The sequence below is a fragment of the Thauera sp. K11 genome (assembly GCF_002354895.1).
GTDB lineage: Bacteria > Pseudomonadota > Gammaproteobacteria > Burkholderiales > Rhodocyclaceae > Thauera > Thauera sinica.
On sequence record NZ_CP023439.1, the window covers coordinates 2,707,987 to 2,733,891 of the forward strand.

21 protein-coding genes and 1 pseudogene are annotated in these 25,905 nt (G+C 63.4%); 1 reads left to right on the forward strand and 21 read right to left on the reverse strand.

What is annotated here, in order from left to right; all coding sequences use genetic code 11:
• Positions 1 to 21 precede the first annotated feature (21 nt).
• From CCZ27_RS11740 to epsL, 18 genes and pseudogenes are all read right to left on the reverse strand, one after another.
• Positions 22 to 1,149, reverse strand: coding sequence for a glycosyltransferase family 4 protein (locus CCZ27_RS11740; protein ID WP_198363108.1), 1,128 nt, complete (start codon positions 1,147 to 1,149; stop codon positions 22 to 24).
• Positions 1,146 to 2,315 carry a glycosyltransferase family 4 protein gene (locus tag CCZ27_RS11745; RefSeq protein WP_096448381.1) on the reverse strand — a complete coding sequence of 390 codons (1,170 nt, stop codon included), beginning with the start codon at positions 2,313 to 2,315 and terminating at the stop codon, positions 1,146 to 1,148. The genes CCZ27_RS11740 and CCZ27_RS11745 overlap by 4 nt, the downstream gene beginning before the upstream one ends.
• Positions 2,316 to 3,497, reverse strand: a complete 1,182-nt coding sequence (locus CCZ27_RS11750) for a glycosyltransferase family 4 protein (RefSeq protein ID WP_157748556.1) — start codon at positions 3,495 to 3,497, stop codon at positions 2,316 to 2,318.
• A 131-nt stretch (positions 3,498 to 3,628) separates the two neighbouring features.
• The gene (locus CCZ27_RS23995) at positions 3,629 to 4,900 is read right to left on the reverse strand and encodes an endo-1,4-beta-xylanase (protein WP_232516341.1); all 1,272 of its coding nucleotides are present in this window, start codon (positions 4,898 to 4,900) and stop codon (positions 3,629 to 3,631) included.
• Positions 4,901 to 5,174: 274 nt separating this feature from the next.
• A pseudogene (locus tag CCZ27_RS24740) lies at positions 5,175 to 5,759 on the reverse strand (glycosyltransferase family 2 protein); the annotation flags it as partial.
• A 23-nt stretch (positions 5,760 to 5,782) separates the two neighbouring features.
• The gene (locus tag CCZ27_RS11765) at positions 5,783 to 7,135 is read right to left on the reverse strand and encodes an O-antigen ligase family protein (protein WP_096448389.1); all 1,353 of its coding nucleotides are present in this window, start codon (positions 7,133 to 7,135) and stop codon (positions 5,783 to 5,785) included.
• A gap of 255 nt (positions 7,136 to 7,390) precedes the next feature.
• A complete protein-coding gene (locus CCZ27_RS11770) occupies positions 7,391 to 8,638 on the reverse strand; it encodes a glycosyltransferase family 4 protein (RefSeq protein ID WP_096448391.1) in 1,248 nt (415 codons plus the stop codon).
• Between the two features lie 3 nt (positions 8,639 to 8,641).
• Positions 8,642 to 9,700, reverse strand: a complete 1,059-nt coding sequence (locus CCZ27_RS11775; RefSeq protein ID WP_157748557.1) for a glycosyltransferase family protein — start codon at positions 9,698 to 9,700, stop codon at positions 8,642 to 8,644.
• Positions 9,701 to 9,711: 11 nt separating this feature from the next.
• Positions 9,712 to 11,190 (reverse strand): lipopolysaccharide biosynthesis protein, encoded by a 1,479-nt coding sequence (locus tag CCZ27_RS11780; RefSeq protein WP_096448395.1) that lies wholly within the window; start codon positions 11,188 to 11,190, stop codon positions 9,712 to 9,714.
• A 72-nt stretch (positions 11,191 to 11,262) separates the two neighbouring features.
• Entirely contained in the window at positions 11,263 to 12,228 is a 966-nt protein-coding gene (locus tag CCZ27_RS11785) for a GDP-L-fucose synthase family protein (protein WP_096448397.1), read from the reverse strand.
• A gap of 3 nt (positions 12,229 to 12,231) precedes the next feature.
• Complete coding sequence (gmd, locus tag CCZ27_RS11790; protein WP_096448399.1) at positions 12,232 to 13,347, reverse strand: GDP-mannose 4,6-dehydratase; 1,116 nt, start codon at positions 13,345 to 13,347, stop codon at positions 12,232 to 12,234.
• 28 nt (positions 13,348 to 13,375) lie between these two features.
• A complete protein-coding gene (gene epsI / locus CCZ27_RS11795) occupies positions 13,376 to 14,071 on the reverse strand; it encodes an exosortase-associated protein EpsI, B-type (RefSeq protein ID WP_096448401.1) in 696 nt (231 codons plus the stop codon).
• Complete coding sequence (gene xrtB, locus CCZ27_RS11800; RefSeq protein ID WP_096448403.1) at positions 14,068 to 14,964, reverse strand: exosortase B; 897 nt, start codon at positions 14,962 to 14,964, stop codon at positions 14,068 to 14,070. The genes epsI and xrtB overlap by 4 nt, the downstream gene beginning before the upstream one ends.
• A gap of 42 nt (positions 14,965 to 15,006) precedes the next feature.
• A complete protein-coding gene (epsG, locus tag CCZ27_RS11805) occupies positions 15,007 to 15,873 on the reverse strand; it encodes a chain length determinant protein tyrosine kinase EpsG (RefSeq protein WP_096448405.1) in 867 nt (288 codons plus the stop codon).
• Between the two features lie 9 nt (positions 15,874 to 15,882).
• Positions 15,883 to 17,265: a chain length determinant protein EpsF gene (epsF, locus tag CCZ27_RS11810; protein ID WP_096448407.1), complete on the reverse strand. Its 1,383-nt coding sequence runs from the start codon at positions 17,263 to 17,265 to the stop codon at positions 15,883 to 15,885.
• 16 nt (positions 17,266 to 17,281) lie between these two features.
• A complete protein-coding gene (gene epsE, locus CCZ27_RS11815; RefSeq protein ID WP_096452483.1) occupies positions 17,282 to 18,112 on the reverse strand; it encodes a polysaccharide export protein EpsE in 831 nt (276 codons plus the stop codon).
• Between the two features lie 176 nt (positions 18,113 to 18,288).
• Positions 18,289 to 19,305, reverse strand: coding sequence for an EpsD family peptidyl-prolyl cis-trans isomerase (locus tag CCZ27_RS11820; protein WP_096448409.1), 1,017 nt, complete (start codon positions 19,303 to 19,305; stop codon positions 18,289 to 18,291).
• A 101-nt stretch (positions 19,306 to 19,406) separates the two neighbouring features.
• Positions 19,407 to 20,582: an XrtB/PEP-CTERM-associated polysaccharide biosynthesis outer membrane protein EpsL gene (gene epsL / locus CCZ27_RS11825; protein ID WP_157748558.1), complete on the reverse strand. Its 1,176-nt coding sequence runs from the start codon at positions 20,580 to 20,582 to the stop codon at positions 19,407 to 19,409.
• Positions 20,583 to 20,856: 274 nt separating this feature from the next.
• Here epsL and CCZ27_RS11830 point away from each other — a divergent pair, with 274 nt between their 5' ends.
• Entirely contained in the window at positions 20,857 to 22,218 is a 1,362-nt protein-coding gene (locus CCZ27_RS11830) for an undecaprenyl-phosphate glucose phosphotransferase (RefSeq protein ID WP_232516355.1), read from the forward strand.
• On the opposite strand, the gene CCZ27_RS11835 is transcribed toward CCZ27_RS11830, so the two are convergent.
• From CCZ27_RS11835 to ppk2, 3 genes are all read right to left on the reverse strand, one after another.
• A complete protein-coding gene (locus CCZ27_RS11835) occupies positions 22,175 to 22,945 on the reverse strand; it encodes an HAD family hydrolase (RefSeq protein ID WP_096448415.1) in 771 nt (256 codons plus the stop codon). The two genes, CCZ27_RS11830 and CCZ27_RS11835, sit on opposite strands and share 44 nt — an antisense overlap.
• A 90-nt stretch (positions 22,946 to 23,035) precedes the next feature.
• Positions 23,036 to 24,418, reverse strand: coding sequence for a CorA family divalent cation transporter (locus CCZ27_RS11840; RefSeq protein WP_096448417.1), 1,383 nt, complete (start codon positions 24,416 to 24,418; stop codon positions 23,036 to 23,038).
• A gap of 129 nt (positions 24,419 to 24,547) precedes the next feature.
• The gene (ppk2, locus tag CCZ27_RS11845; RefSeq protein WP_096448419.1) at positions 24,548 to 25,471 is read right to left on the reverse strand and encodes a polyphosphate kinase 2; all 924 of its coding nucleotides are present in this window, start codon (positions 25,469 to 25,471) and stop codon (positions 24,548 to 24,550) included.
• Positions 25,472 to 25,905 lie beyond the last annotated feature (434 nt).

Below are 25,905 nucleotides of genomic sequence, written 5' to 3' on the forward strand. Positions count from 1 at the left end.
TCTCCTGAAATCCATATCCGGTCAAAAGGCGAGTGCCTGCCGGATGCCGTCCGAAAAGCGCAGCGCCATGTTCTCGATCGTGTATTCCCCGGCGTCGGCTGCACATGCCTCGCGCAAGCGCTCCTGCCGCGCGCCGTCGAGCAGAAGCTCCAGGCTGGCGTCGACGTAGTCATCCTGCCTGTCGGCGGTCATCACGCCATTCGTCCCATTGCGCAGGTAGGCGATCTCCGGCCCATGGCGGCCGCATTCGGTCGTCACCATCGGCACGCCGCAGGCAAAGGCATCCAGAATTCCCAGGCCGACGCCGCCGGGATTCAGCATCACCTGCGCGACCGAGATATGCGCCGCCTTCTCGCGTCCGAAGCGCGCACCGACCCAGCGAGCCCACGGATGCGCCGCACACCAGGACTGCACCTTGTCCCGCTCCGGACCATCGCCGACCAGCAGCAAGTTGAAATCCGGCACCACCGCGCGGATCGACTCGGCGGCCGAGAACAGGAAGTCCAGGCGCTTGTCGGCATAAAGCGAACCGACATACACGCCCACCGGTCCGGCGCCAAAACCCAGCGATTCACGCAGGGCCGACGTTTCCGCCGGCGTCACCGAGCGCCGTTGCTGCAGCAGTTCCGAGGTATCGACCGCGTTGTTCAGCACGGTGATGCGTTCGGCGGGGAATCCCGCCCGACCGACCAGATCCGCGCTCATCGCCGTGTAGGCGAACCACCAGTCCACCCGGTTCGTCGTCCACCGCTTGAAGCGCTCCTTCAATCCGCCCGGGTTGTCACTTTGCAGGTTGGCACCGTGCCCCCAGAAGGCCAGCCTGAACCGGCGTGGAGCTAGCATGAGCAGATGGTTCTGCAACAGCTTGTTTTCCTGGGTCACGACTACGAGCGCAGGTTTGCCGATGTGCCGGGAAATGGGCTGCCAGCAAAGGCGTCCGCCCACAAAGTACGTCGTAGGAATCGTCTGGGCCCAGGACAACTCGCCCGCATCCCCCTTCTTATCCTCTTCCGGCGTGCCCCGTCCTATCAGCAGACGCAACTGTAAACCATGACCTGCCAGCAGTTCGCGCATCGACTCGAACAGCGGCGTGCGGTAGTGGGTAAGCCGACGCTGGACGATGAACACATTTCGGCCGGCGGAACTCATTGCAGACCTTCATAGACGCGTTGCCATCGCGACACGAAATCATTCTTGGAATAGCGCCCGACGGCTGTCCTCGCATTTGTGGACATTCGCGCAAGCTGGGCATGGTCGCTCAAGATACGAGCGAGCCCGGCCGCCACCCCGTCAACCGAACGCTCGACCAGCCAACCATTCTCGCCATCCACAATGAACTCTTCCGCTCCATAGAGGCCGCGCGGAACGAGAGCAGGAAGGCCCGCGGCCGCCGCCTGTAGAATGGCAAGCGAAAAGATCTCGTATGCTGACGGGAAAACGAAGACATCAGAATCCCACAAGAACGGGCGAACGTCCTTCTGCAAACCGACAAAATTCAGCCGAGACTCAACCCCATTCCTGGAGGCGAGATTGGCAAATTCCCTTATCTCTCCTTCATTACCACCGACGACGAGAACCCTGATCCTTGACCCTTGATTCTCCTCCATCGTCGAAAGTGCCTCGATGATCAGCCCGAGGCCCTTACGTGCAAAATCACCGAGCGCCATGAAGGTGCAGACAATCTCATCGTCGCCAATTCCATACTGCGTACGCAGCGAAGCAGTACTCGGCGCGTCAGGTCGGGCAAATCGATCGAGATCGACCGGATTGGCCAGAACTTCAAGCTTATGGCCACAGTCCGGATATGTTTCGCCAAGCTCTCTTGCCAGCCCCTCGGAAGGAACGACGATCTTCCGGGCGCACCTGAACGCCAGCCCCTCCGTTGCAGAATTGAAAAGGTGATTCAACTTTCGTGCAACCCGTCTCAATCCGGTCACACTCGATTGCGTCCAGGCATTTCTGAGGTACGCGCGATGGCAGAAATGCGCGTACGATACGTCGGACCAGATGAACTGTCCCTGTGTCGTCTGAATACGGATTGGCGTCCGAAGGTTTTTCAGGCGCCATAGAACAAACCTGAACGGCGCAATAAATTGAAACACCCAATATCGCAAGAAAATCGGTTTTGCCGGCAGCGGCACCCGGCGCCACTCGACATCCGCCCGATCCGTTAAGTCGCAGCAATCAGAAAAGACGGTGACTGGAATCGAAGCCGCCAAACCATCCAATTGTGCGAGAACGCAGCTCCCGGCCGGGCTGTTCTTCGCAACGGAATGATCGAATACCACCAACCGTGGCACACTCACATCAGACATCTAACGCTCCATTTCCACCACGTCGGAACCCGTAGAAGTATCCAGCACGCCATTGATCAACCGCATGGCGCCGTCCATTTGATTTACCCACGACAATTCCCGCCCTCGCGCCAAGGCCCCGGCAGCAAGCTTCCGTCGAAGCGCGTCGTCCCTGTTCAGATCCTCGATCTCATCCGCCAAGGCCCGGGCGACCTCGCCGATCCCCCTGCCTGCGGTGCCGACAACCCTGCCCGATTCACGTGTCACGAAATCCTTTGGGCCTCCGAGGTCGAGACAGACGACAGGAAGACCATTCCCGAACGCTTCGAGCACGACAGTTCCTCCCGAGTCGTGAAGACTCGGGAAGAGAAAACAATGCGCGCTTCGCATGTGCTGCTGCATTTCCTCGAACGGGACATACCCTCTCAGCCGGACGCAGTCATCCAAGCCGAGACCACGCAACTTGCCGGTCAACCATTCCTGCAAGTGCCCTTGGCCGAACACATCCAGCGTCGCGCAAACGCCACGCGTCCGGAGTACGGCCATGGTCTCGATCGCGATGTGCACGCCTTTCCACCCTAGCAGCCGGGCCCCCATCACAAGGCGCAAGGGCTCCTCCGGAAGACGTGCCGCCGGCTCCCGCTTGTCCGCAGTCGGGTCGCTGCCAATTTCCTGACGAATTACGACCCTATTTCTAAGAAAGAAAGGCAGTGCCTGTCTGGTCTGCTCGGTACGCGCGAAAATCAAGCGCGCTCGCGAATGAGCTATCCATAGCAGCGGATCAAACTTGCCGGACACGATGAGTGCGGTTCTAGCAAATTCGACCAGACGCTCCCTCACCGGAAGTCCGTGGAAGAACCGCATCGGCGCCCGTTCTCCTCCCCCGGCAGGCCCAAAGACGAAAGGCACGCCGAGAAAGCCCAACCATGACGGGTATCGGAAAGTACCCATCGTGAGATGCATGATCACGTCGTACCTTGCTTCTCCGATCAATCGAATCGCCGTCGGCAATACCGAAAGCTGCCAGATGATGTATTTTGGAAGCGCCGTGATTGAATTGAATGGAACACGTCGCAGAAGCCTGGTTTCGTGAAAAACGAACCGGGGGCGCGGCCCTGGGAAATTGTTCAGCGCCGGCTCAATATCATTTCGAAAGCGCTCGTGAGTCAACACGATCACATCATGCGTTTTGGCCAGGTGCATGGCCCATCTCCAGCCTACGCCAGGCTCCGATCCGACACCGGGTTTGCACGCATACGCCGAAAGAAGAATTCTCATCGCTATCCTCGCCTATTCGCCGGCGCGAATCAGAAGCATCGGACTCTCGGTAAGCTTCACGGACGAACCCGCGGCATCACGTCGCCCGCCAGCGTCTCCACTTTCGTGATCTCCCATTCCGGACGCAGAACCAGGTTGGCACTGGCGTCTGTGGTCCAGACAATTCGCCCTTGCAAAAAGGGCTCCGCACGCTGGATCTCGCAGTTCCAAATGTCGGATTTACCGACGCAGCTCTTCAGGACCGAGCCCTGCAGCCAACGGCGCGTCTGCTCGAACGCCTGCCCTGCCAGATTCGGCTCGCCGGTCGTCCAGTCGGAGGTAAGGCCATATTTGCCGTCATCCCACGCGTAGAAATAGTAGCGAGACAAGCCCGCCGCCCATCCCAGAATCAGCGAGCGCGCAACAACGGGAGCGGCTTCGGCCGGCGTGAAGATCCGGGTATCTGGAAACTGCGCGGGGTCGATCGGTTCAAGTCCGCTGATGATGAACCCGGACTCGGTATTCCACAGCGGAAGGTTGCCTACGCCATAATCCTTCATCGCCTTGCGGATCATTGCCACCCTTGGCAACAAATCCCGCTCCGGGCTTCTCGGATAGAAATGGAAAGCCATCGCGTCGACGAACTTCCCGCCACCCCGCGCGAGAAAGAGATTGACACGATCATCCGTGTAACCGGTCGGAGACGGCGAAACCACGATTGCCCCAGGCGAGGCTGACTTGATGATGAGATATGCCAGCTTTGTCATCTCGACCATCTTCGCCGACGTGCCGGTGTATGAACCCAATGCGCGTCCATCGTTGGCGACGGTACGTTCCAAATCGGAATACTTTGGCTCGTTCCAGATTTCGTAGGCGTGGATACGTCCCTTGAAGCGCGTTGCCAACTCGCGCACGTAGCTCTTCCAGGTCTCCATGTCAGCCGGCTCGGCAGCCGTCCCGTACCCCCACTCACCCAATTCGGACGGCCGCGACGACGCCCACCGCGGCGTCACACCAATATTCAGATGGACACTCCAGCCATGCTGCGCGGCGATATTGGCGTAGAGGTCGAGCAGGCCGAAATTCCAGAGGCTCTGCGATGGATTGAAGTCCGACCACTTTGCGCCATCCGACAGCCGCCACGCGCCAAGGCCGATCTGAGGAATCACGGTCCGTGTGCCGTCCCTGTGCGGCCGCACGAGCTTGTGTATGTGCATTCCGAAATACTCTTTCGGAACCGGCTTCTGTTCGGGCACCAGGGTCTGCGCATGAGCAGCCGTGGTCAGCGCAAGCGCGAGTACAGTACCCAGGCAGAACATTGCCCGGGGCCTTGGCATGATCACCTTCATCGCCGTCCCCCCCACGAAAAAGTCCAGCCGCAACCGCAAACACATAGGGACGAAGCCAGTACAACGGCCACAGAGGCCCGGCATGCCGCCGCGTGTAGACACGCCACGCTCGTATCGGCAGCCCTTTCGGGGAAGTGACCTTCTTCCAGCGCTCCCTGACGGAAAGCCGCCGTGTATCGACTTCTCGATCTGCCGCGTCATTTCTGCAAGCACCCTGGTGGCCAGGCGCAATGTGGATGTCAAAACCAAGTGCCTTGGCGCGATAGCCGTAATCCCAATCGCCCATGGAATGCACGAAAGCGGATTCGAGATTACCCACCCTCCGTGCAACTGCGGCCGGAATCAATACGCAATTGCCGTTCATCGTATCGCACGGCCTCGGCTCGCTCCCCGGCTCGAGGCGGGAATAGTGCAGCGGCTGCCACCAGTTGGTCTTGACCAAGCCGCCGTAGCTCGTCTTTCCGCTGGCTGGATCGCAGGTCGTACCGGCAACGATGGTTTCCCGGCCAGACGGACGCACGATGGATTCGTGCGTTCGAAGCAAACCTGCCAGCGCATCTGGAAACAGATAGGTGTCGTCGTTCAACCACAGGTAGAAATCGAACTCATGACACATTGCCGCAGCCATGGCGACACGCATCCCGCCGTTCCAGAAAAGATTTCCATCCCCGCCAATGAGCGTCACGGTGGGAAACGCCTGACGCACTGCGTCTGCCGTGCCGTCGGCACTGCCGTCATCGACGAGGAACACGCCGAGTTCGACCTGATCGATCCTTTGCTGTTCAAACAACGCCTTCAGACAGTTCAGCGTCTTCTCACGCCTGTTGAAACAGGTGATCACCACTGCAATTCGAATCATATGTCCTCTCCCGACAGCATCCGTCAGCCGCGCGAAAACGAAACTTCCGGCTCTATGTCTGCACTCCTGCCGCGCGATGCGATATGATTGACATATGCAAAACTGATACCAAAAAGCAGAGCCTGCAGGTAGTTGGCACCATACGGGATGTAGAAGACCACTTGTGTCACCACAAGCACCATCAACGCACGTGCAAGTTCCCCATGCTCGACGTCCCGTCTCAATCGGTTCAGGTTTCTCAGCAACCAGATGAAGCTAACAACGCACAGGCCCAGCCCCAGAACCCCGGTTCGCAACAGAGTCTGAACGTAGAAATTGTGCGCTTGATAACTGATCTTCTTCGCCGAGAACTCATCGCCGGAATAACGCGTGTTGTCCGATCCGAACGGCTCTCCAATCGCAATCGTCAGGGGGCCGCCACCGAAAACCTTGCCGATGAGCGACTGCCAGCTATAAAGACGCTCACCCGCGGTATCAGACAAGGTCGCGGCACGGTAGGCAGACGCACCGACCGATTCCGATACCGCGCCGAACTTGCCCGACAGGGCGACCGGCACCATAAGGAGGCCAAACAGCAGAACGCCGACCATGGCATTCTTGCTTCGGACCTTGGCGATCGAGGGAATGAACAGCGCAGCCCATACTCCCACAATCAGGACCAGCCAGACCGTACGGTGCTGCAGCACGACGACCATCAGCAGCAACGGTCCCGCCAGCCATCGGATCGAAGCCAACGAGGGATGAAGGAAGGCAAAGAACGTGATGAACAGGAACAACTGCGCCAAGATCAATGTTTGATCAGCAATTACGACTCGGAAGCCGGCATCGGACCATGAACCAAATTCGGGCATCAATTCAGTGATATCGAAACCCTCGACGATCCATCGATACACGACGATCCCTGCAATCACCAGACCGATTTTCGCAAAAATGCCGATGACCCTGGACACCTGTTCGCCAGTCATCGGGAACGTCATGGCGTACAACGTCGCAGCCCAGAAGTAGAAATAGACGCGAAAATCCACGCCCGCGGCGGTACCGTTTCGCACGATACCCATTGCGAAGCTCAGCAGCAGAACGACACCGAATCCCAGCCAGAACCGCGCTCCTTCCATCCGGCAGCCAATCAGCAACAAGCGCAAGATCGCTGCACCACCGACCAGGATAAAGACGAAATCGGCCGGATATAACACGATCCCCAGGGGCAGACCGGGCAAGACACGAAACAGCGTCTCGAGCAAGAAGAGGGAAGCGATCGCCCAGACGCCCAGCGAGAAATGCGAATAGAACATGACCGCCAGAAAGGGCAGCAGCACACCCATCGACATGGCGAAAAGATAAGGGATAGAAGTGAAGACAATGTGCAGTATGCTCATGCAGCCTTCCCCCGAACAGGGATTCGTCAGTATTCCCAGCCTTCATGCCACTGGCCCCGTTTCGGGCATCCGAAGCTCTCCGAACCGTGACCGAGCCAATCAACCGCCCCAGCACACCGGCTGCGATGAACATGGCAGGCATGTCACATGTCACCACCGGCCCGGCTGCGATCACACTTCCGGACTCGATCGTGACGCCCTTGGGCGCCATTGCGCCCTCGCCGATGAATACATCGCCTCGTCTATGAACGGCGATCATCGTCGCCCTCCACGCGTTTCGCGCAACACGGACTCGTACCGTACCTGATAGGCATCAGCGACGGCCTTCGGTGAAAACCGACGCAGTGCCTTCTGCATCCCTGCCTTGGATCTCGCGGCATATCGACCATCCGAAAATACCGAGGCGATGCCATTCGCTATCGACTCGGAACTTTCGACGTCGACGAGAATCCCCGCACTTGATGCCTGTCCCGGAGTCGAGCCACCTTCTTCCGCGCATGAAAGAACCCAGGGCACAGCGCCACTGGAACGTCCAGCCACCACGTTCAAACCCAGACACATTGCTTCGGCGACGACGACGCCGAAGGACTCCTCACGCGAGGGGTGGAGCAGAACGTCCATGGAGGCCAACTGATCCATCAGTTCCCGGTGCGGCGTCGGACCATGGAACACACATCCGTCCGCCAATCCGTGAGACTGCGCCCACTGATTTGCCTCTCCGCCGGGACCGAATCCGTGACCGTACAGGTGCAGTTCCGCTTCAGGTGCGGTTGCCCGGAAACGCTGAAAGCCGGCAATTCCCAGTTCGGGATTCTTCAACCTCGCCCAGCCGTTACAGATCATTGCCAGGCGCCGCGATTGCGGTGCCGGCTTGACCTTTGCGCGATCCATCACGTAAGCGGCCAACGGATTAGGCACGATGGCGATCGGCGAGCCGCAATGCGTACCCAGCGCGGTCGCCAGATAGTCGGATGGGGCAGTGATATGCCGCGCCTTTCGCATCGCCCTATGCGCCATCAGCAGGCGGAAGGCCCGGTAAGGACTGCGGGTATGTTTGAGCACTACGCCCGGATCATCGTGCAGGGTCACGAGCATGGGCAGATCCGCAGCCAAGCCGGCCAAGGCAAACTCGTAAGCCCAGTGCGCATGCACTATGTCGGGCATCACGCGGCGCAATTCGGCTTCGATGAGCCGGCGTTCATATGCAAAGAAATCGACGATACGACCGGGCCGGCGCCCATTCGGCATCCACGCGCGAGGACGGCAAGGGCAGATGCTCAGTGACAGCGGCCCTTGCGAGTAGCGTACGACTCCGTCCGTCCGCAGTGGCAACGACGCGTCCAGCGTGATTCCGGTAACGGTATGGCCACGCTCGATCAACTCCTGTACGAGACTGCCCATGAAAGGGGCGCCATCATAGCCGGCGGGTAGACCATCGATCCTGGAGCCCAGCATCGATTTCAGGTCGGCGACGGCGATCGGGCCCGCGATTGCGACGTGCATGTCCTATTCCGCCAGACTTTGATGGGCGAACAGTTGTTCGCGTACGACGGCAACGATATCCGCATATACCCTGTCGGCGCACAGATGCTCTGCCGCGTAACGCGCCGCCTCGATGCCGAGTTCGATGCGGCGGTCTGCCGTGAGACTCATCATGTAAAGCGCGACGTCGGCGGCTTCCCGCGGCGTCTCGACGACGAAGAGGCCGGGGATGTTGTCGAATACGAAGCGGTAGGATGGCTGCCGGTTGGTGATGTGCGGGATGCCGCTCGCGAGACCGATCGGCAGGCGGTCCGACGAATACATCGCGATCTCGTCGAATTGATGCCAATTGACGCTCATCCAGGCATCGCGGATGGTTGCGCCCTGCTCGTCGAAGGGCAAAGGCCCGCGGCAGTACGGCTCCCCTTTCCATCCCTGCCCTCGGCCAAATAGCGCGAATCGGTCACCGAGCGCCTTGTGCATGGCACGAGCGGTCAGTTTCCGGGAACGGCCGCCCGGCATGTATAGCCATGGAATGCGTTTGATGCATGGCAGGTTCGCGATCATCACTGCGTCGAACCGCCGGACGCGCGACGGCGTCCATGGCGTTCCGAAACGCATGCCGTCGTAGGAATGCGGAGCATAACGAATGTTCCGACCTCCAGCCTTGATCGCGAGTTCGGCCAGCGATCCGAGCCCCACGAGAAAGGACATATCCGCTTCGGCAATCACTGCCCTCAATGTCCGATCCAGCGGCTTGATGAAGTGACCGTAAGCATCACCTTCATGAAGCACCAGCTTAGGCTGGCTTGGAATGCGCTTCAATTCACGCAGAAAATCACGGCTCAGCGGATAGCTGTCGTTCATGTGCTGAACAAAGATAACGTCCGGCTTGAAGCTGTTCGCACGGTCGAGGAAATCCCGCAATGCGGCCTCATGATTTCCCAGTTCGCGCCCCCGAACCAGGTAAGAGTAGACGTCGTAGTGGGAAATGGCCCCCTCGGCCAACAGCTTTTCAAAAGCTCTCCGCGGTCCGATCTGATCGCCCTCGACACCCTCGTTAGGCACGTAAAACCAGCGCATGAGACCACTCGTCATGTAGATTGAAAAACTCGTGACAGCCTCGGGAAACGAGACAGCAGCCATTGCACGGATTGCAGGCTTGCGAGCAGATATCGGCAGAGGCCAAAGGAGAGGATCAGGCCCGATGCGCCGGCAGCAACCTCGAACGCGAGCCGGACGATGTCATGCTCGAAACCATGCACGAGTTGCGCAGCCAGTTGTACAGCACCCCACGACGAGCCACCGAATACCAGCACCGTTGCAACGATTCTCAGCATGACGGCCCTGCCGATCGACAGCAAACTCGCCGCCGCGACAAGAGAGGCCAGCATCTTGAAGCTCTCCACGATCATGATCACCGTAGCGATACCCGTCAGCCCATAGGGCAAGGCAAACATCAAGCCGCAGATCAACCCGAGCAAGGCGCCGCCTTGAATCTTCAGCTTTACGCCGAGCGCCCCCAGGGCATCGAAGGTCACGCCACATATATGCGACACGAACAGCGGCCCGACCGACAGCGCCAGGATCTGCGTCACGGCAGCCGATGCCGCCCATTTCTCGCCCAACAGCACGGCAACCAGTTCCGGTGCCGCAGCACTGATTCCGCCTGCAACCGCAAATGCATAGCTTCCGGTGACGATCACGCTGATCTGCAAGCCGATCGCATACTTGTCGCGCTGCTGACTGCCCAGGGAACTGAGAACCGGAAACAGCGCGCGCGAAAGCACATTGGCGGGCTTCTCGACAGGCAGATTGGCCAGCAACAGCGCCCGGTTGTAAAGACCGGCCGCAGAATCGCCGAGCGTCTTGCCGATCAGCATGGCATCGAAATTGGAGCCGAGGAATTCGAGGAAACCGATCAGCGAATACTTGCCGCCAAACGCCAGAAAGTGATTGCGCTGCGCTCTGCCATGTACGAACGCAATGGGATGTTGCGCGCCGAGGTAACCCAAGCCTGCAGTGAGCAGCGTCTGGGACAGCGAGGCTCCGACCAATGCCCATACCCCCATGCCAGAGACAGCCATGGCGATACCAATTCCACCGTAACCGAAAACATAGGCAACGGCATCATTGATGGCCAGTCGCTTGAAATGCATATCGCGACGGAGAAGCCCATTGGCTACCGTACCCATACCGCTCAGAACGAAGCCGAGCGACAGCCAGCGAATGACCGCAGGCAAATCCGGCATCGAAAAGAAGCGACCTGCGAACCCAGCCAGCAGCATCGCGAGCAGCGTACAAAACAGGGAGACGGCTATCGAAACCGAGAACGCCGCAGCAATATCGCCTCGTTCGAGTTCCGGTTTCTGGACCAGGGCGGAGCCGACACCCATCTGGGCGAAGTAGTTGAGAAAGCGCAACGCCACGTTGGCGACCGCCACTAGCCCGAAGTCCGCCGGCTCCAGCAGCCGCGCCATGACGGCCATGAACACGAGTTGAAAGGCAGCGACGATGACCGTCGATGCCCCTCCCCAGCCGAGGCCACTGCCCAGACGCGCAAGCCTAGACATGGCACCCGATCCTAACCAACCGGCGAGGGGAAAGCGATGCAGTTCGACGGTTCACGGCGCACCATCCGCAGCCTATCGCAGGCCGAAGTCCAGATAGGCGCGGCGCAGCCCTTCTTCCAGGGGCACTTGCGGTCTCCAGCCCATGCCGTAGAGCCGGCCGACGTCCATCAGCTTGCGCGGCGTTCCATCCGGCCTGGTGGCGTCGAACACGATGTCGCCCTCGTAGCCGACGACCTTGCGCACGGTTTCCGCCAGCTCGCGGATGGTCAGGTCCTCGCCCACGCCGATGTTCACCAGCGGCGGCAGGCCGTCGTTGCGGTCCCCCGCCAGCAGCGGCTCGAACTGCGCGCCGGGCAGCTCCATCAGGAAGACGCAGGCATCGGCCATGTCGTCGGAGTAGAGGAACTCGCGCCGCGGCGTGCCGGTGCCCCACACCGTCACCGACGGCGAGCCGGCCACCTTCGCTTCGTGGAACTTGCGGATCAGCGCCGGGATGACGTGGCTGTTCTGCGGGTGGTAGTTGTCGCCCGGACCGTAGAGGTTGGTGGGCATCGCCGCGAGGAAGCGGGTTCCGTACTGGCGGTTGTAGCTCCAGCACATCTCGATGCCGGCGATCTTGGCGAGCGCATAGGGCCGGTTCGTGGGCTCCAGCGGGCCAGTGAGCAGATGCTCTTCCTTCATCGGCTGCGGCGCCAGTCTGGGATAGATGCAGCTCGAGCCGAGGAACAGCAGCCGCGTCACACCGTGCTTCCAGGCCGAATGGATGATACTGGACTGGATGGCGAGGTTGTCGTGGATGAATTCGGCCGGATAGGTGTCGTTGGCGACGATGCCGCCCACCTTGGCCGCGGCGAGGAAGACGTATTCCGGCTTTTCCTGTGCGAAGAAGGCGTCGGTAGCGGCGGCGTCGGTCAGGTCCAGCTCGGCATGGGTGCGCAGCAGGAGGTTACGGCAGCCCCTGCCCTGCAGATTGCGCACGATGGCCGAGCCGACCAGGCCGCGATGGCCGGCGACGTAGATGCGGGCGTTCCGGTCCATGGCTCACTCGTGGTAGTCGTACGCTTGGAAGCCTGCCAGCTTGACCAGCGAATCGCGCCTGGCGGCAGTGTAGTCGGCCTGCACCATCTCGCGCACCAGTTGCTGAAGCGAGGTCTTGGGCTTCCAGTCGAGCTTGGCGTGGGCATTGCTCGGGTCGCCGAGCAGGGTTTCCACTTCGGTGGGGCGGAAGTAGCGCGGATCGACGCGCACGATGACCTCGCCTGCCTTGCACTTCGCCTGCTCGCCGGTGACCGCCTCGACGATACCCACTTCCTGCACCCCCTCGCCCTCGAAGCGGATCCTGATGCCCAGTTCCTCGGCGGCGAACTGCACGAACTGGCGCACGCTGTACTGCACGCCAGTGGCGATGACGAAGTCCTCCGCCGTGTCCTGCTGCAGCATCAGCCACTGCATTTCGACGTAGTCGCGGGCGTGGCCCCAGTCGCGCAGCGCGCTCATGTTGCCCAGGTACAGGCAGTCCTGCAGGCCCAGTGCGATGCGGGCGATGGCGCGGGTGATCTTGCGCGTGACGAAGGTTTCGCCGCGCTGCGGGGATTCATGGTTGAACAGGATGCCGTTGCAGGCATACATGCCGTAGGCTTCGCGGTAGTTCACCGTGATCCAGTAGGCATAGAGCTTGGCCACCGCGTACGGGCTGCGCGGGTAGAAGGGAGTCGTCTCCTTCTGCGGGATCTCCTGCACCAGGCCGTAGAGTTCCGAGGTGGAAGCTTGGTAGAAGCGGGTCTTCTTCTCTAGGCCGAGGATGCGGATGGCTTCGAGCAGGCGCAGCGCTCCCACGCCGTCGGCGTTGGCGGTGTATTCCGGCTCCTCGAAGCTCACCGCGACGTGCGACTGCGCGGCGAGATTGTAGATCTCGTCGGGCTGCACCTTCTGCACGATGCGGATCAGGCTGGTCGAGTCCGTCAGGTCGCCATAGTGCAGGATGAAGTTGCGGTTGGAGACGTGCGGGTCCTGGTACAGATGGTCGATGCGGTCGGTGTTAAACAGCGACGTCCGCCGCTTGATGCCATGCACCTCGTAGCCCTTCTTGAGCAGAAATTCGGCGAGGTAGGCGCCGTCCTGTCCGGTGACGCCGGTGATCAAGGCTTTCTTGGTCATGTCGGTTCCTGTTGGGGCTGTGTGCCTGTCAAATGCCGGCGATGCGCTTGCGGGCTTCCGGCGCCATGCTCGACAGCAACTCGCGCAGGAACTCGTCCTGCGTCTTGAATCCGGCTTCGGTGTCGCGGCCGATGGTGGATACGCGGAAGATCAGGCCGTCGGGGATCACGCCGCGCAGACCGTACTTCATTTCCTCCAGCTTCTTCGCCGTGCCGCCGACCGAAACCTCGCTCGCCAGCACCGTCCAGTACGTGACGGGCTCGTAGCGGCGCTCGGCAAGAACGGTTTCGAGACGCGTCACCTGAAGATCGCTGCCGGCGATGGGAATCCCCTCGGACGACTTCTTGAGGATCATGAAACCCTGGGCCGGATAGCAGATCTCCGGCTTATGCACCTGCATCGAATCCCGCTGATCCTCGCCGTACGCGATCGACAGCATCACCCGCCGGCCGCGATCGTCCACGTAAGTGCGCGACAGCGTCTGGCTGTACAGCTTGCCGAGCAGTGCTTCCTGCTGCGGATTGACCATTGCGGTGAACTGGTGCGGATCGAGCTGCCACTTGCCGAAGGATTTCGGGACGGCACCCTCGAGGTCTACCGGACCGAGGATCTCCGACAGGCGGGTGGTCGGCGTGATGGCGGCGGTCACGAACACCGACACCACCATCAGGAATGCGGCGAGAAGCGCCTGGAGGCCGTGCCGGCCGAGGGAACTGATGATCATGCGGCAGCCCTCCCGCCGCGCACGCCGGCACGGAGCAGCGAGTCCGCGCCGATGATGAGCAGCAGTGCGCTCATGAACAGCACCATTCCGGAGAAGCCGTGCAGGAAGCCCTGCCCCGCCTCGTCGCCGAAGTGGTAGGTGATCAGCGTGAGCGCCATGACGCGGATGACGTTGGCGGTGAAGCTGATCGGGACGATGAGGATGGCGAGCGCGACGTTGCGCAGCGCCGAAGCGTGGCGCACCACGTTGAGATACAGCAGCCCGAGCGCCTCGAGCGTGAACAGCGTGTGCAGGCCGGCGCAGGCGTCAGCCACCAGCAACTGGTACTGGCCGATCTGCAGGATGACGCCGGTGCGCGCGATGGGATAGCCCACCGCATACAGCACCTGTTCGGCGACGTAGCTCACCGCCATCTTCATCGGCGCGGTGAGCGTGTCGACGATGACGCCGGGCAGCGGAATCATGAACAGCATGAAGAACAGCGCGAAGGCGGCGAGCTTCACCGCCGCGATGCCGCGCAGCAGCAACAGGATGCCGGCCACCATCCACACAAGCGAGCCGACCTCGAACAGCAGGATGCCCTGCGACCGGCCGATGATGTAGGCGAGTAGGCCGATCACCAGCACCGGCCAGGCCAGCGCGGGACGGGCCCCCTCCGCGGGCAGGGCCGAGATCTGCGGCCACTTGCGCCAGAGCAGCCAGATCGACAGGCCGAGCACGATCGGCCCATGGGCCTGGTCGTCCGACGACCAGATGGTGCGGAACAGGTCGACGAAGCTGCCGACGTACATGAAGATCAGCCCGGCGGCGATGATCAGCCACGGCAGGTACTCTCTGCCACCGGTCCGGGCGCCCGGCGGCTGGGTCGTGACGGCGGCGTGGGATGCGGACATAGGCCTGGTGCTCCGGGTGCGAATGGTCTGTGGCCGTGGCGGCTAGTGGTCGTTCAGCACCGTGCCGACGACCGCGACACTGGCGTGGCGCAGCATGTCGGCATGGCGGCGCACCTGCCGCATGCGGCTGAGATTGCGCTGCGCCACCACCAGCGCGGCGCTGGCGCGCACCGCCAGCGTCTGGCTGTCGGCATACAGCCCGCCGGCCGGCGTGTCGATGAGGATGACGTCGAACTCGCGCGCGAACTCCTGCAGCAGCCGGGCGAAGATCGGCCGGGCGAGCAGTTCCTGCGGGTTGGGCGGCACGGCACCCGCCGGCAGCACCGACAGGTCGCGCAGCGCGGGAATACGCTCGACGAGGTCGGGCGTGCCGCGGCCCGCCAGCGCGGCCGACAGGCCCGCGCGGTTGTCGACCCCGAACAGTTCGTGCTGGCGGGGGTTGCGCAGGTCGGCGTCGATGATCAGCGTGCGTTCGCCCAGTTGCGAAAAGACCACGCCCATGTTCGCGGTGAGCCAGGAGCGGCCCTCCCCGCGCGCCGGGCTGGTGATCGCCAGCGTGCGGCGCTCGGGTTCGGTGTCGAACCAGCGCAGCATGAGCTGGCTGCGCAAGGCGCGCAGGGATTCCACCTGCGGCGAGAACGGCTCGTAGGCGGCGATGACCGCCTCCGTGACCTTGCCGTCGCCCCGTTGCAGGTAGGGATAGTCGAACTGCCGCGACAGCGCGCGCTGGATGTCGGCCTCGGTAACCAGGCCGAGCTTGATTGCGGCGTCGCCGAAGCGCAGCCCCTCTTCGCGCTGCACGCGAAAGATGCGCTCGGCGTCCTCGGTGGAGAGCCGGCCGGCATCGACCAGGATGGCGCCGATCGAGCGTTCGTTGGCGATCAGTTCGGAGGTAGCGGGTGCATTCATGATCTGGCCTCAGGCAGCGGCGCGGCGGCGGAACAGGCCCGGGCCCCGTGCGGAAGCGAGGGTGGGGACGGCACCGAGCACCGGCACGCCGGCCAGCCCGGCGAGGTCGTCTTCGCCGCGGACGCGCTGGTCGAACAACTCAAGCGCCAGAGCGATACCCACGCCCAGCAGCGTGCCGACGAAGACTGCCAGCAGCAGGTTCAGGCGCATCTTCGGACTGGAGTGGACCAGCGGCGGCGTAGCGGGTGTGAGCACAGCGACGTTGGTCTGCTGCGTCTGGCTTTCCAGGTTGGTCTGGGCGAGTCGCTGGGTGACGAGGTCGTAGGCGCGCTGGGCATTTTCGACATCGCGCTGCAGCACGGCGATCTGGTCGCGGTGCGCCTTCAGTTCGAGCACGCGGGCCTTCTGCTCCTCCACGGAGGCCGCGATCTCGGCTTCGCGCGCCGCGCTGATGCGGGTCGTGGTGCCGAGCGAACTGACCACGCGCTGGGTCTCGCTGGCGACGCGCTGGCGCAGCGACGACAGTTCGGCATCGACGCGGGCGATCTCGGGGTGGTTGGTGCCGTAGCGGCCGAGCATCTGGCCGCGCTGCGCGTCCAGCCGCGCGATGTCGGCCTTGAGGCCGGAGATCAGCGGATTGCCCATCACCTCGGGCAGCGACTCGGCCGAGCCCGCCTGGCTCTGGCGCGAACGGCTGTCGGCGCGCTGCCCCTGTACGGCGACGAGCTGGCTGTTGAGTTCCGCGAGACGGGCCGTCTCGACGTCGAGCCGGCCGTCGCTGGCGATGATGCGGTGTTCCTGCTCGTAATCGGACAGGCGCTTCTGCGCGGCCGCGAGTTCGGTGCGCAGGCCCCCGGTGCGGTCGTTGAACCATTGCGCGTACTGGCGCGCCGGCTCGACCTTGAGCTCCAGCGTGGTATCGATGTAGGCACGGGCGAAGGCGTTGGCCATGGCCGCCACGAATTGCGGGTCGGAGCCGCTGTAGCTGAGGTTGATGACGCTGCTCTCGCGCGACGGCTTGACGTCCAAGCTCTTCTTCAGCGAATCGGCCAGCCAGACCTGGACGCTGCCCACGCCGTCGGTCGCCTCGCGCCACTGTTCCTGGACGGTGGGCACCTGGTCCATCTTCGTCAGCGCGACAACGCGCTGGGCGACGCGGTCCGATGTGATGATGTCGACCTGGGTGGCCAGGTAGCCGGGCGCCATCTGCGCCGGCAGCATCGCGCCCAAGATCGGGTCCGACTTGCCGTCGATGACGAGCGAGGTCTCGGCCGTGTATTTCTTCGGCAGCAGCAGGCTGACCACGAGCGCGGCGAACACGACGCCCGCCAGCACGCCGGCGATCACCCAGAAGCGGGCGCGCAGGATCAACAGGAATTGTTGGAAGGTCATTGAGCGGTTCCCGGGATCAGAAGAGGCTTTCCTTGACGTAGATGACGTCATCGGTCTGCAGCAGGTCGTCCAGGCCCGGCTCGATGACCTCGGGTCTGCCGTCGGCATCGCGACGATGGATGCGCAGGCCCTTCACGGTACCGCGCATCGTGGTGCCGCCGCCGACCGCCAGGCCCTGCATGACGCTCATGTTGCGTTCGAGGCGGAAGAAGCCGGGGCGCTGCACTTCGCCGTAGATGTAGAACATCGGGGCGCGCTGCACGTAGATGAGGTCGCCGCCTGCCACGCGCAGGTCCTCGGAGAGGTCGCCCCCAGCGAACATGGTGGGGATGTCGATCTCGCGCCGCATCTGCTTGCCGTCTCGGTTGCCGATGTGAATCACGGTGTCGGCGCCCGCCGGGGAGATGCCGCCGGCGATGGCGAGCATGTCGGTGAGGCGCAGGTTGGCCGTTTCCAGCGGGAAGCGGCCGGGGCGGTTCACCTGCCCCAGCACCGCGACCTGGTTGCCGCGGATCTGCAGCGGCACGACGTTGACCTGGGGCTGCAGCACGAAGCCGCCTTCGCGCAGGCGGGTGGCGATGGTCTTTTCCGCCGCGCCCGTCGTCTGGCCGCCGACGGACACCGAGCCGATCAGCGGGAAGGTGAGCGTGCCGCTTTCGGACACGCGCGTTTCGGTGGTGAGGTCCGGGTTCTGGAAGACGGTGATGCGGACGATGTCGCCCTCGCCGAGCACGTATTCGCGCTCATCGGCGGCATGCGCCGCGCCAGCGAAACCGAGCACGGCGATGAGTGCAGCGAGGAAGGCGGCAGGCAGGCGCGCCGCGCGACGGAACAATCGTTGGATCATGAACAACCTTACCTTCTGTCGTTGCAGAGTCTTGCAATCGGAATCCCGGCGAGGACGACGGCCGGAAATGTAACCGCGGCGGCCGGCGCGCCTCTGCTGCGCGACGGTTCGCCACTTGCGGCAGGTTCCACGTCACGGCTCACTTCCGCGGCGCCGGCGGGCCCGTCGCGTCGCGCTTACTTGAGCCCCGCGGCGCCCTTTTCGAGCACGGAACGCAGCGGATCGGCTGCCTCGCCGGCCGGTGCGGAGACCGCCGGCGGGTTCGCGGCCGGTGCGGAAGCCTCCGGTGGAGTCGCGGCAGCCGGCGCGCCGTCCGCGGCCTTCTGGCCGGCGGCCGCTTCGGCCACCTTCGGCGCAGTCTGGGCGAATTCGCCGACGTATTCGATCTCGGCCGTCCCGCGCAGGTGCTTCAGCTCCGTGCGGGCCAGTTCGGCCTTCTTCTGGTTGCTGAGGTACTGCTCGATGAAGGGACGGGCCGCCGCCTCGTCCAGCGGCTGCGAGCGCGAGGCGGCCAGCACGACGAGCGAGGCGCCGGTGGCGGTGCGGGTCAGCATGGCCTGGCCATCCTTCATCTGCGCGAAGCCCTTGAGACCTTCCATCGGCAACTGCTCGGCGGGGCGCACCGCGTTATTCACGTTGAAGGGCAGCTTCTGCTCGTTGAGCCAGGCGACGAGCTGCTGCGCATTGCCGGTTTCGCGCAGCTTGTTCTGCAGTTCGTCGAAGCGCTCGGCCGGGATGCGGATGCTCATTTCCTGCAGGTTGTAGATGCGGCGCTGCGAGAACAGCGCCGGGTTTTCCGCGTAGAAGGTGGAAATCTCGTTGTCGGTCGGGCGCAGGCTCTGCCCGGTGACCTGCTCGAGGTAGGCGCGGGCGAGGATCTCGCGGCGCGCGGCCTCGATGGACTGCATGACCTTGGGATCGCGGTCGAGCTTGCGGTCGTTCGCCTTCTGCACCAGCAGTTCCTGGTCGATGAGGCGCTCGAGCGCGGCGGCGCCGGCCTGCTTGACCTGCGCCGCCGGGATGTTGCCGGCGGAGGCGAGCATGCCGTTGATCTGATGCACCGAGATCTCCCCCTTGTTGACCTTGGCCGCGACCTGGGAGGCGGGCTTCTTGTCGGAATCCCCTCCGCAGCCGGCAAGCACTGCTGCGACGGCCAGGGCGATGAGGGGGGCGGGGCGGGAGAATCGGAGCATGGATCGGACCTTGTCTGTGCAACGTACGGGCGCTGAAAGTAGCAGTCCAACGTTAAGAATTGACGACTGCGTGCGGCACTGCAATAAAGCCCCCGGCACGCTCAGAAGCTCAGGCTGCCGCTGAGGAAGACCGTATCCGCGCTGTACCGGCGCGTGGCCAGCTCCACGTCGCGCTCCTGGCGCGCATACGACAGCGACAGGGCGACGTTGCGCGCGGCCTGGTAGGAGAGATTCACGCCGTAGCGGTAGGTGGTCTCGCTGCGGTCGGGCCGCCGGACGCTGTCGGGCAGGACGCGCGGGTCGCCGCCGTAGTCGCGCTGGCGCCTTTCCCAGTTGGCGCCGACGACGAGCTTGCTCGTGGCCCGCCAGGTTGGCGCGAGGCTGAGCACCTCGGTGACAGCGTAGTTGGCGAAGACGTCTTCATCCGCGCCGATCTCGCGGCGCCAGCCGAGATTGACGGAGGTCTTGCCGGTGGGCAGCCAGTCGAAGGCGAGGCGGCCGGTGAGGCCCTCGAAGCCGCGGTTGTCCTCGCGCTCGTAGCTGCGGCGGGTCTCGCCGATGTAGCCGGACACCCTGAGCGCGCCGGTGAGCCGCCAGTCGGCATTGACGCGCGCCTCGCGCTGGGTGTAGCGGCGCAGCGCGCCGGCGATGTCGGGCCGGTTGGGGTAGAGGCCGTCGGTGTTGCGCAGAGTGAGGACCACGCGGTTGCCGGTGCTGGGGCGGTAGGTGACGTTGAGGTCGTAGGCGTTCGTCTCGCTTTCGTCGCGCACGCTGAGACCTTCGTCGTAATTGTTGGCCGTCTTGCTGGCGCCGGCGCCGACGGCCCAGTCCGGATGCAGCCAGTAGTCGGCGCTGGCGGAACCGCGGCTGTACCTGCTGAGGCTGCGGTTGGTAGTGCCGTAATCCTCGAAGCCGCCCAGCGTCTCGCTGTACTGGTAGCTGAACAGCCCGCTCCAGCGGTTGCCGAGCTGCCAGTTCCACGAGAGCTGCGCGGCGGGGCTGTCGTAGTCGAGATCGTCGTGGACGGCGTAGCGGTTGCTGCTCATCGCCAGGCTGGCGCGCAGGCGCTGCCGGCTGTAGGCGCGGTCGAAGACGATGCCGGCGGTGGTGATGCTGACGGTGTCGTGGCGCTCGCCCTTCGGAGCGGCAAAGCCGTCGGGCAGGCGGTAGAGGTTGCTGTCGTAGTAGAAGGTCTGCGACAGCTCGAAGTTGAGTGCGTCGGCCTCGTCCGCACGGGCGGTGCCGAAGGCGGAAGCGAGCACGGCGAGGAGCGGCACGAGACGGAGGATGCGCGGTTTTCTGGATGCGTTCGCGTACATGTAAACGGCGGGTTCTCTGGACGGGGCTGCGGAAGAGATGCGGCGCGAAGGGCGGCGCGCGGCCGCCGAAGCGGCGGCCCGACCCTTGGCGCCGGTCACGGAGATGCAATCCGGACCTGTGATCATGCGAAGACTCTGGGCTGGCAGGGACTGCAATATTTGAACAAAGATTGCAGCGCAACCAAAAATGGAAGAATCAATGTTTTCCGCGGTGGACAAACCAAGAAGTTTCTTGCGTTCAAGCTTCACCCTCACCGGTTTTTGCGAGGCGTTCCTGGACCCGGCGATCGTCGTCGGCGCGCTGTTTGCGTGCATGGCACTGCACAACGAGCGGATCGGCCCGCCGTACGTGATCCTGGCGATCCTGAGCTTCTCGCTGACCTTCCCGGGCGATATCGGCTTTCATGAGAGTCCTCGGCGCGCGGCGCGCAAGCTGGTTACGAACTGGTTGCTGTTCGTGGCCATTCTGGGCGGCTTTGGTTACGCCAGTGGGTACATCCAGTACTTTCCGCAGTCCCTGCTGATCGACTGGGCGCTGGCCACGCCGGTGGCGGTGATCGCGGGCCAGATGGCGGCGCGCTACGCCCTGCCCTGCGTCATCGCCATGGGCGAGAACCAGCGCCGCATCGTGATTGCCGGCGTCAACGACATCGGGCTCCAGTTGGCGCACCAGTTCGGCAACAACCCCTATCTGGGAACGCGGGTGGAGGGCTACTTCGACGACCGCAGCCGCGAACGCCTGCCGTCGACCGGCAAGCTGCCGATGCTGGGGCGGATCGGCCAACTGGCCGACTACGTGAAGCGCCACCATGTGGATGCGATCTACCTGGCGCTGCCGATGGCAACCCAGCCGCGCATCCTCGGCCTGCTCGACGATCTGAAGGACACCACCGCGTCGATCTACTTCGTGCCGGACATCTTCGTCACCGACCTCATCCAGGGGCGTGTGGACCACGTCGGCGGAATGCCGGTGGTGGCGGTGTGCGACACGCCCTTCACCGGCTTCCGCGGGGTGCTGAAGCGGGTGTCGGACGTATTGCTGTCCATCGTGATCCTGCTCGCGCTGTCGCCGGTGATGCTGCTCCTGGCCGTGGGCGTGAAGCTGTCGTCGCCCGGGCCGGTGATCTTCAAGCAGCGCCGCTACGGCCTCGATGGCAAGGAGATCCTCGTCTACAAGTTCCGCTCGATGACGACGACCGACAATGGCGACGTGGTCATGCAGGCGACGAAGAACGACAAGCGGGTGACGCCCTTCGGCGCCTTCCTGCGCAAGACCTCGCTCGACGAACTGCCGCAGTTCGTGAACGTGCTGCAGGGCCGCATGAGCATCGTCGGTCCGCGTCCGCACGCGGTCGCGCACAACGAGACCTACCGCAAGCTGATCAAGGGCTACATGGTGCGCCACAAGGTGAAGCCCGGCATCACCGGATGGGCGCAGGTCAATGGCTACCGCGGCGAGACCGAAACGGTCGACAAGATGGAAAGGCGGATCGACTACGACCTGGAGTACCTGCGCAACTGGTCGCTCAGCCTCGACCTGTGGATCATCATCAAGACGGCACTGGTGGTACTGCGCGATCGCAAGGCGTACTGACGCCGGACGGCGGCCGGACTTCATCGGGAGCGCCGTCGACCGCCAGATCGAGCGCATGCAGCAGGCGCCCGGCGAATTCGCCGGGGGAAGAGTGGATGAACTCGTCGGGCACGCCGAAGGACTCTCTCAGGCGCAGCCGGTCCTCCGCTCCGTAGGCGACGATGAACGGATACATGGCGGCCCGGATGGCCGCCGCATAGTCGCCATACTCGTCGCCGCAGGCGTAGCAGCGCGCCGGATTGATTCCCAGGCGCTCGCGCGCGCGGCGGAACTGGAACGTCTTGTCCTCGCCGAGCGGAATGCAGGCGAAATGGTCGAAGGCGGCCATGTCGATGCCGTGCCGGCCGAACAGGCGGTTCAGCGTCTCTTCCGGCTCCATCGTCACGTTCCGCGTCACCAGCCCGACGCGGACGTGCGGCGCGGCGAGCAGCGCCTGCAGGAGCCCGGCGATACCCGGATAGAGCCTGGCTTCCTCGCGATAGAACTCGGTGAGCGTCGCCAGCAGCAGCTTGCGCCTCTGCTTGCCGAACTGGCGCCGGAGGTTGTTGGGAAATTCGCGCAACCCGCCCAGGTACTTGAACATCTTCCGCCGCTTCTGGAAGCGCTCGAGATCGCCGATCGCCATGCCATGCCGCAGGAAGCTCTGCTCGACTGCATGGAACGCATCGATGGTCGTGCCATCTGCGTCGAAGATCACCAGGCGGTCGCGGTTCGGATACGAGGTCATGCCACGAAACTAGAGCAATAGTGATACGGATTCGTGACGACCGGCGGCTGCGCCTTTGCGGCAGGGCGCGGATGCATCCATCGCGCGGCCTCAGCGCCCGCCGGACCGTCCCGGGTTCTTCAGCTTCCGGTTCTCGAAGTGCTTCACCGCGACATAGGTGCTCCAGCCGACGAGGCCCGCGCCGACGATGAAGCCGCCGTAGGCCACGGGCAAGGGGATTCCCTGGGTCATTAGCGAGAATTCGGACATGCCGCCGATCCCGGCAAGCACGTTGATGGGCATGAACACGACGCCAAGCACGGTGAGCTGATTGACCCGGCGGTTCTGGTTGATGTTGATGAAACCGATCGTCGCGTCCATCAGGAAGTTGATCTTGTCGAACAGGAAGGCGGTATGGCTGTTCAACGACTCGATGTCGCGCAGGATCTGCTTCGCATCGTCGGACTGCGACGGGGACAGGATGCGGCAGCGCATCAGGAAGGAGATCGCACGCTGCGTGTCGAGGATGTTGCTGCGAATGCGGCCGTTGATGTCCTCCTCCTCGGCGATTTCCGCGAGGATGGCCGCCGCCTCCTCGTCGCTCATCTTCTCGCTCAAGACCTTGCGCCCGACCTTCCCCAGCGTGGAATAGATGCCTCCCAGCGAGTCGGCGGCGTGCTCGACGTCGGCGCCGTAGAGATCCAGCATCAGGTCCTTGCAGTCGGAGACGTAGCCCGGCTGGGTGCGCGCCCTGCGGCGCTGCAGACGGAAGACCGGGAGTTCCTCGTTGCGGAGCGAAAACAGGATGCCGCCGTGCAGCACGAAGGCGACGGGGACGCTGCGCGAATTTCCCGCCCGGTCGAGCAGGAAATTCGACTGCAGATGGATGTCCTCGTTCTCTTCGATGTGAAAGCGCGAACTGACTTCGAGGTCGGTGACCTTGCCGGGATCGGGCAGTTCGACGCCATAGAACGTGCCGATGTAATTGCGCTCGGCGGCCGTCGTGTCGACGAGATCGATCCACACCGGCCGCACGCCGGTCAGGTCCTTGCGGCTGCGGATCGTCACCTGCTGCAGTCGTCCCTCGACCAGCTCGAAGGCATTCATCTGCCGTTCCGAGAAGCCGGGCTCCTCGTGGCCCACCAGTTGCTCCCGCAGCTCCTCGGGGAGTTCCCAGAGCATGTCGTTCTGGCGTTCCGCCGCGATCTGCAGCCACAACAGCCGTGCATCGTCGATCGGCAGGGCTTCGAGAATCGCCGCGATCTCGGCCGTGGCGAGCTGCCGGAGCAAGTGCTGGAACTCGGCCGTGTGCTGCCGATGCACGACCGTTTCCACCAGGTCCTGGCGCGGCGCGCTGCGGCTGTGGACCATGCTTTCCACGAGCTTCTGCTTCTGCAGCAGCTTGGTGACCCTTTCCAGGGGCGCCGCCCGTTCCTGATCCTTCCCGGGCGCGAGGGGCCCGCATGCCTCGGCGGGTTCAGGACGGGATGGCATGCAGGATTTCCTTCATGACGGGACCGGCTCCATGCCGCGGGCGCCGCCGGAAGCGGAGATCGCCGGCCGTCCGTGCCGCGCCGGCCGGCGCCGGGCGCAAGCGGACATCCGTGGCGCGCACGTCCGCCTTCAGCGCCAGTACTCGGGCACGAACATCTCCGGCGGCACCTGGTGGCGCTGGTAGTCCGGATGTCTCACCCGCTCGGGCAGTTCGACGATGGGACGCTGGATTTCCTCGTAGGGAATCTGCCGCAGCAGATGGTGGATGCAATTGAGCCGCGCCGCCTTCTTGTCGTCGGCGTGGACGATCCACCAGGGCGCCTCCTCGATGTGGGTGCGCTCCAGCATGGTCTCCTTGGCCTCGGTATAGGCTTCCCAGCGGGCGCGCGACTCGAGGTCCATCGGGCTGAGCTTCCATTGCTTGAGCGGGTCGTGGATGCGCGACAGGAAGCGGAAGTGCTGCTCTTCGTCGGTGATGGAGAACCAGTACTTGATCAACTGGATGCCGGACCGGACCAGCATGCGCTCGAACTCGGGCACGGAGCGGAAGAACTCCTCGTACTCGTCGTCGCTGCAAAAGCCCATGACGCGCTCGACGCCCGCCCGGTTGTACCAACTGCGATCGAACAGGACCATCTCGCCGGCGGCCGGCAGATGCGGCACGTAGCGCTGGAAATACCACTGCGTGCGCTCGCGGTCGTTCGGCGCTGGAAGCGCGACGACCCGGCAGACGCGGGGATTCAGCCGCTGGGTGATCCGCTTGATGACGCCCCCCTTGCCGGCGGCGTCCCGCCCCTCGAACACGATGATGACGCGGTGGCCCGTCGTGGCGACCCAGTCCTGCAGCTTGACCAGTTCTCCCTGGAGGCGCAGCAGCTCCTTGAAATAGCGCTGGCGCACGACCCTTTCGGCCTCCGTCGGCACCCTGGGCTCTTCTGCATTGACCTCGTCGAGTCGAAGGTCGTCCAGTTCCAATTCGAGTTCCTCGTCGTAGCTGTCGAGCAACTCGCGTTCGAGGCGGCGGTGCAACTCGCTGATTTCCTGCTGGTTCATATGGACTCCGGAAACGGAAACGAAGGGGAGACGGCTACAGGGATATCCTTCCCTTATCGGCGGCCCTTGAACGCCGGCCGGTCGGGCAATCACGCAGCACCGGGCAACGGCCCCGGAATATGCGCATGGACGCCAGCGTAAGACATCGCGGCCTTGCCCGAAAGCGATTCGAAGCGGCCCAAGGGGCCAATCATCCGCTCGGGCCGCCATTCACCCGGCACGCGATCGATCCAGCCGGACCGCCGGCCGCGCCAGGGGCGCGATGCTAGCAAGCCTCTGTTGCCGCGATATCTCATTCAGGAACGTCACGCCGGCGGATGGTCATCCTGCCGGTTTGCAGGAGCACGAAGCAGCCTGTGCGCTTGGAGCCGCCCGCCGCTTCGTGTCCCGCACGACGCCTTTTCACATACATCACTTTCGTTACGATTTGATGA

Excerpts from the sequence above, each read along its gene's own strand:
- CCZ27_RS11740 (WP_198363108.1), bottom strand. The coding sequence starts at position 1,149 with ATGAGTTCCGCCGGCCGAAATGTGTTCATCGTCCAGCGTCGGCTTACC.
- CCZ27_RS11745 (WP_096448381.1), bottom strand. The coding sequence starts at position 2,315 with ATGTCTGATGTGAGTGTGCCACGGTTGGTGGTATTCGATCATTCCGTT.
- CCZ27_RS11750 (WP_157748556.1), bottom strand. The coding sequence starts at position 3,497 with ATGCACCTGGCCAAAACGCATGATGTGATCGTGTTGACTCACGAGCGC.
- CCZ27_RS23995 (WP_232516341.1), bottom strand. The coding sequence starts at position 4,900 with ATGAAGGTGATCATGCCAAGGCCCCGGGCAATGTTCTGCCTGGGTACT.
- CCZ27_RS11765 (WP_096448389.1), bottom strand. The coding sequence starts at position 7,135 with ATGAGCATACTGCACATTGTCTTCACTTCTATCCCTTATCTTTTCGCC.
- CCZ27_RS11770 (WP_096448391.1), bottom strand. The coding sequence starts at position 8,638 with ATGCACGTCGCAATCGCGGGCCCGATCGCCGTCGCCGACCTGAAATCG.
- CCZ27_RS11775 (WP_157748557.1), bottom strand. The coding sequence starts at position 9,700 with ATGCGCTGGTTTTACGTGCCTAACGAGGGTGTCGAGGGCGATCAGATC.
- CCZ27_RS11780 (WP_096448395.1), bottom strand. The coding sequence starts at position 11,190 with ATGTCTAGGCTTGCGCGTCTGGGCAGTGGCCTCGGCTGGGGAGGGGCA.
- CCZ27_RS11785 (WP_096448397.1), bottom strand. The coding sequence starts at position 12,228 with ATGGACCGGAACGCCCGCATCTACGTCGCCGGCCATCGCGGCCTGGTC.
- gmd (WP_096448399.1), bottom strand. The coding sequence starts at position 13,347 with ATGACCAAGAAAGCCTTGATCACCGGCGTCACCGGACAGGACGGCGCC.
- epsI (WP_096448401.1), bottom strand. The coding sequence starts at position 14,071 with ATGATCATCAGTTCCCTCGGCCGGCACGGCCTCCAGGCGCTTCTCGCC.
- xrtB (WP_096448403.1), bottom strand. The coding sequence starts at position 14,964 with ATGTCCGCATCCCACGCCGCCGTCACGACCCAGCCGCCGGGCGCCCGG.
- epsG (WP_096448405.1), bottom strand. The coding sequence starts at position 15,873 with ATGAATGCACCCGCTACCTCCGAACTGATCGCCAACGAACGCTCGATC.
- epsF (WP_096448407.1), bottom strand. The coding sequence starts at position 17,265 with ATGACCTTCCAACAATTCCTGTTGATCCTGCGCGCCCGCTTCTGGGTG.
- epsE (WP_096452483.1), bottom strand. The coding sequence starts at position 18,112 with ATGATCCAACGATTGTTCCGTCGCGCGGCGCGCCTGCCTGCCGCCTTC.
- CCZ27_RS11820 (WP_096448409.1), bottom strand. The coding sequence starts at position 19,305 with ATGCTCCGATTCTCCCGCCCCGCCCCCCTCATCGCCCTGGCCGTCGCA.
- CCZ27_RS11835 (WP_096448415.1), bottom strand. The coding sequence starts at position 22,945 with ATGACCTCGTATCCGAACCGCGACCGCCTGGTGATCTTCGACGCAGAT.
- CCZ27_RS11840 (WP_096448417.1), bottom strand. The coding sequence starts at position 24,418 with ATGCCATCCCGTCCTGAACCCGCCGAGGCATGCGGGCCCCTCGCGCCC.
- ppk2 (WP_096448419.1), bottom strand. The coding sequence starts at position 25,471 with ATGAACCAGCAGGAAATCAGCGAGTTGCACCGCCGCCTCGAACGCGAG.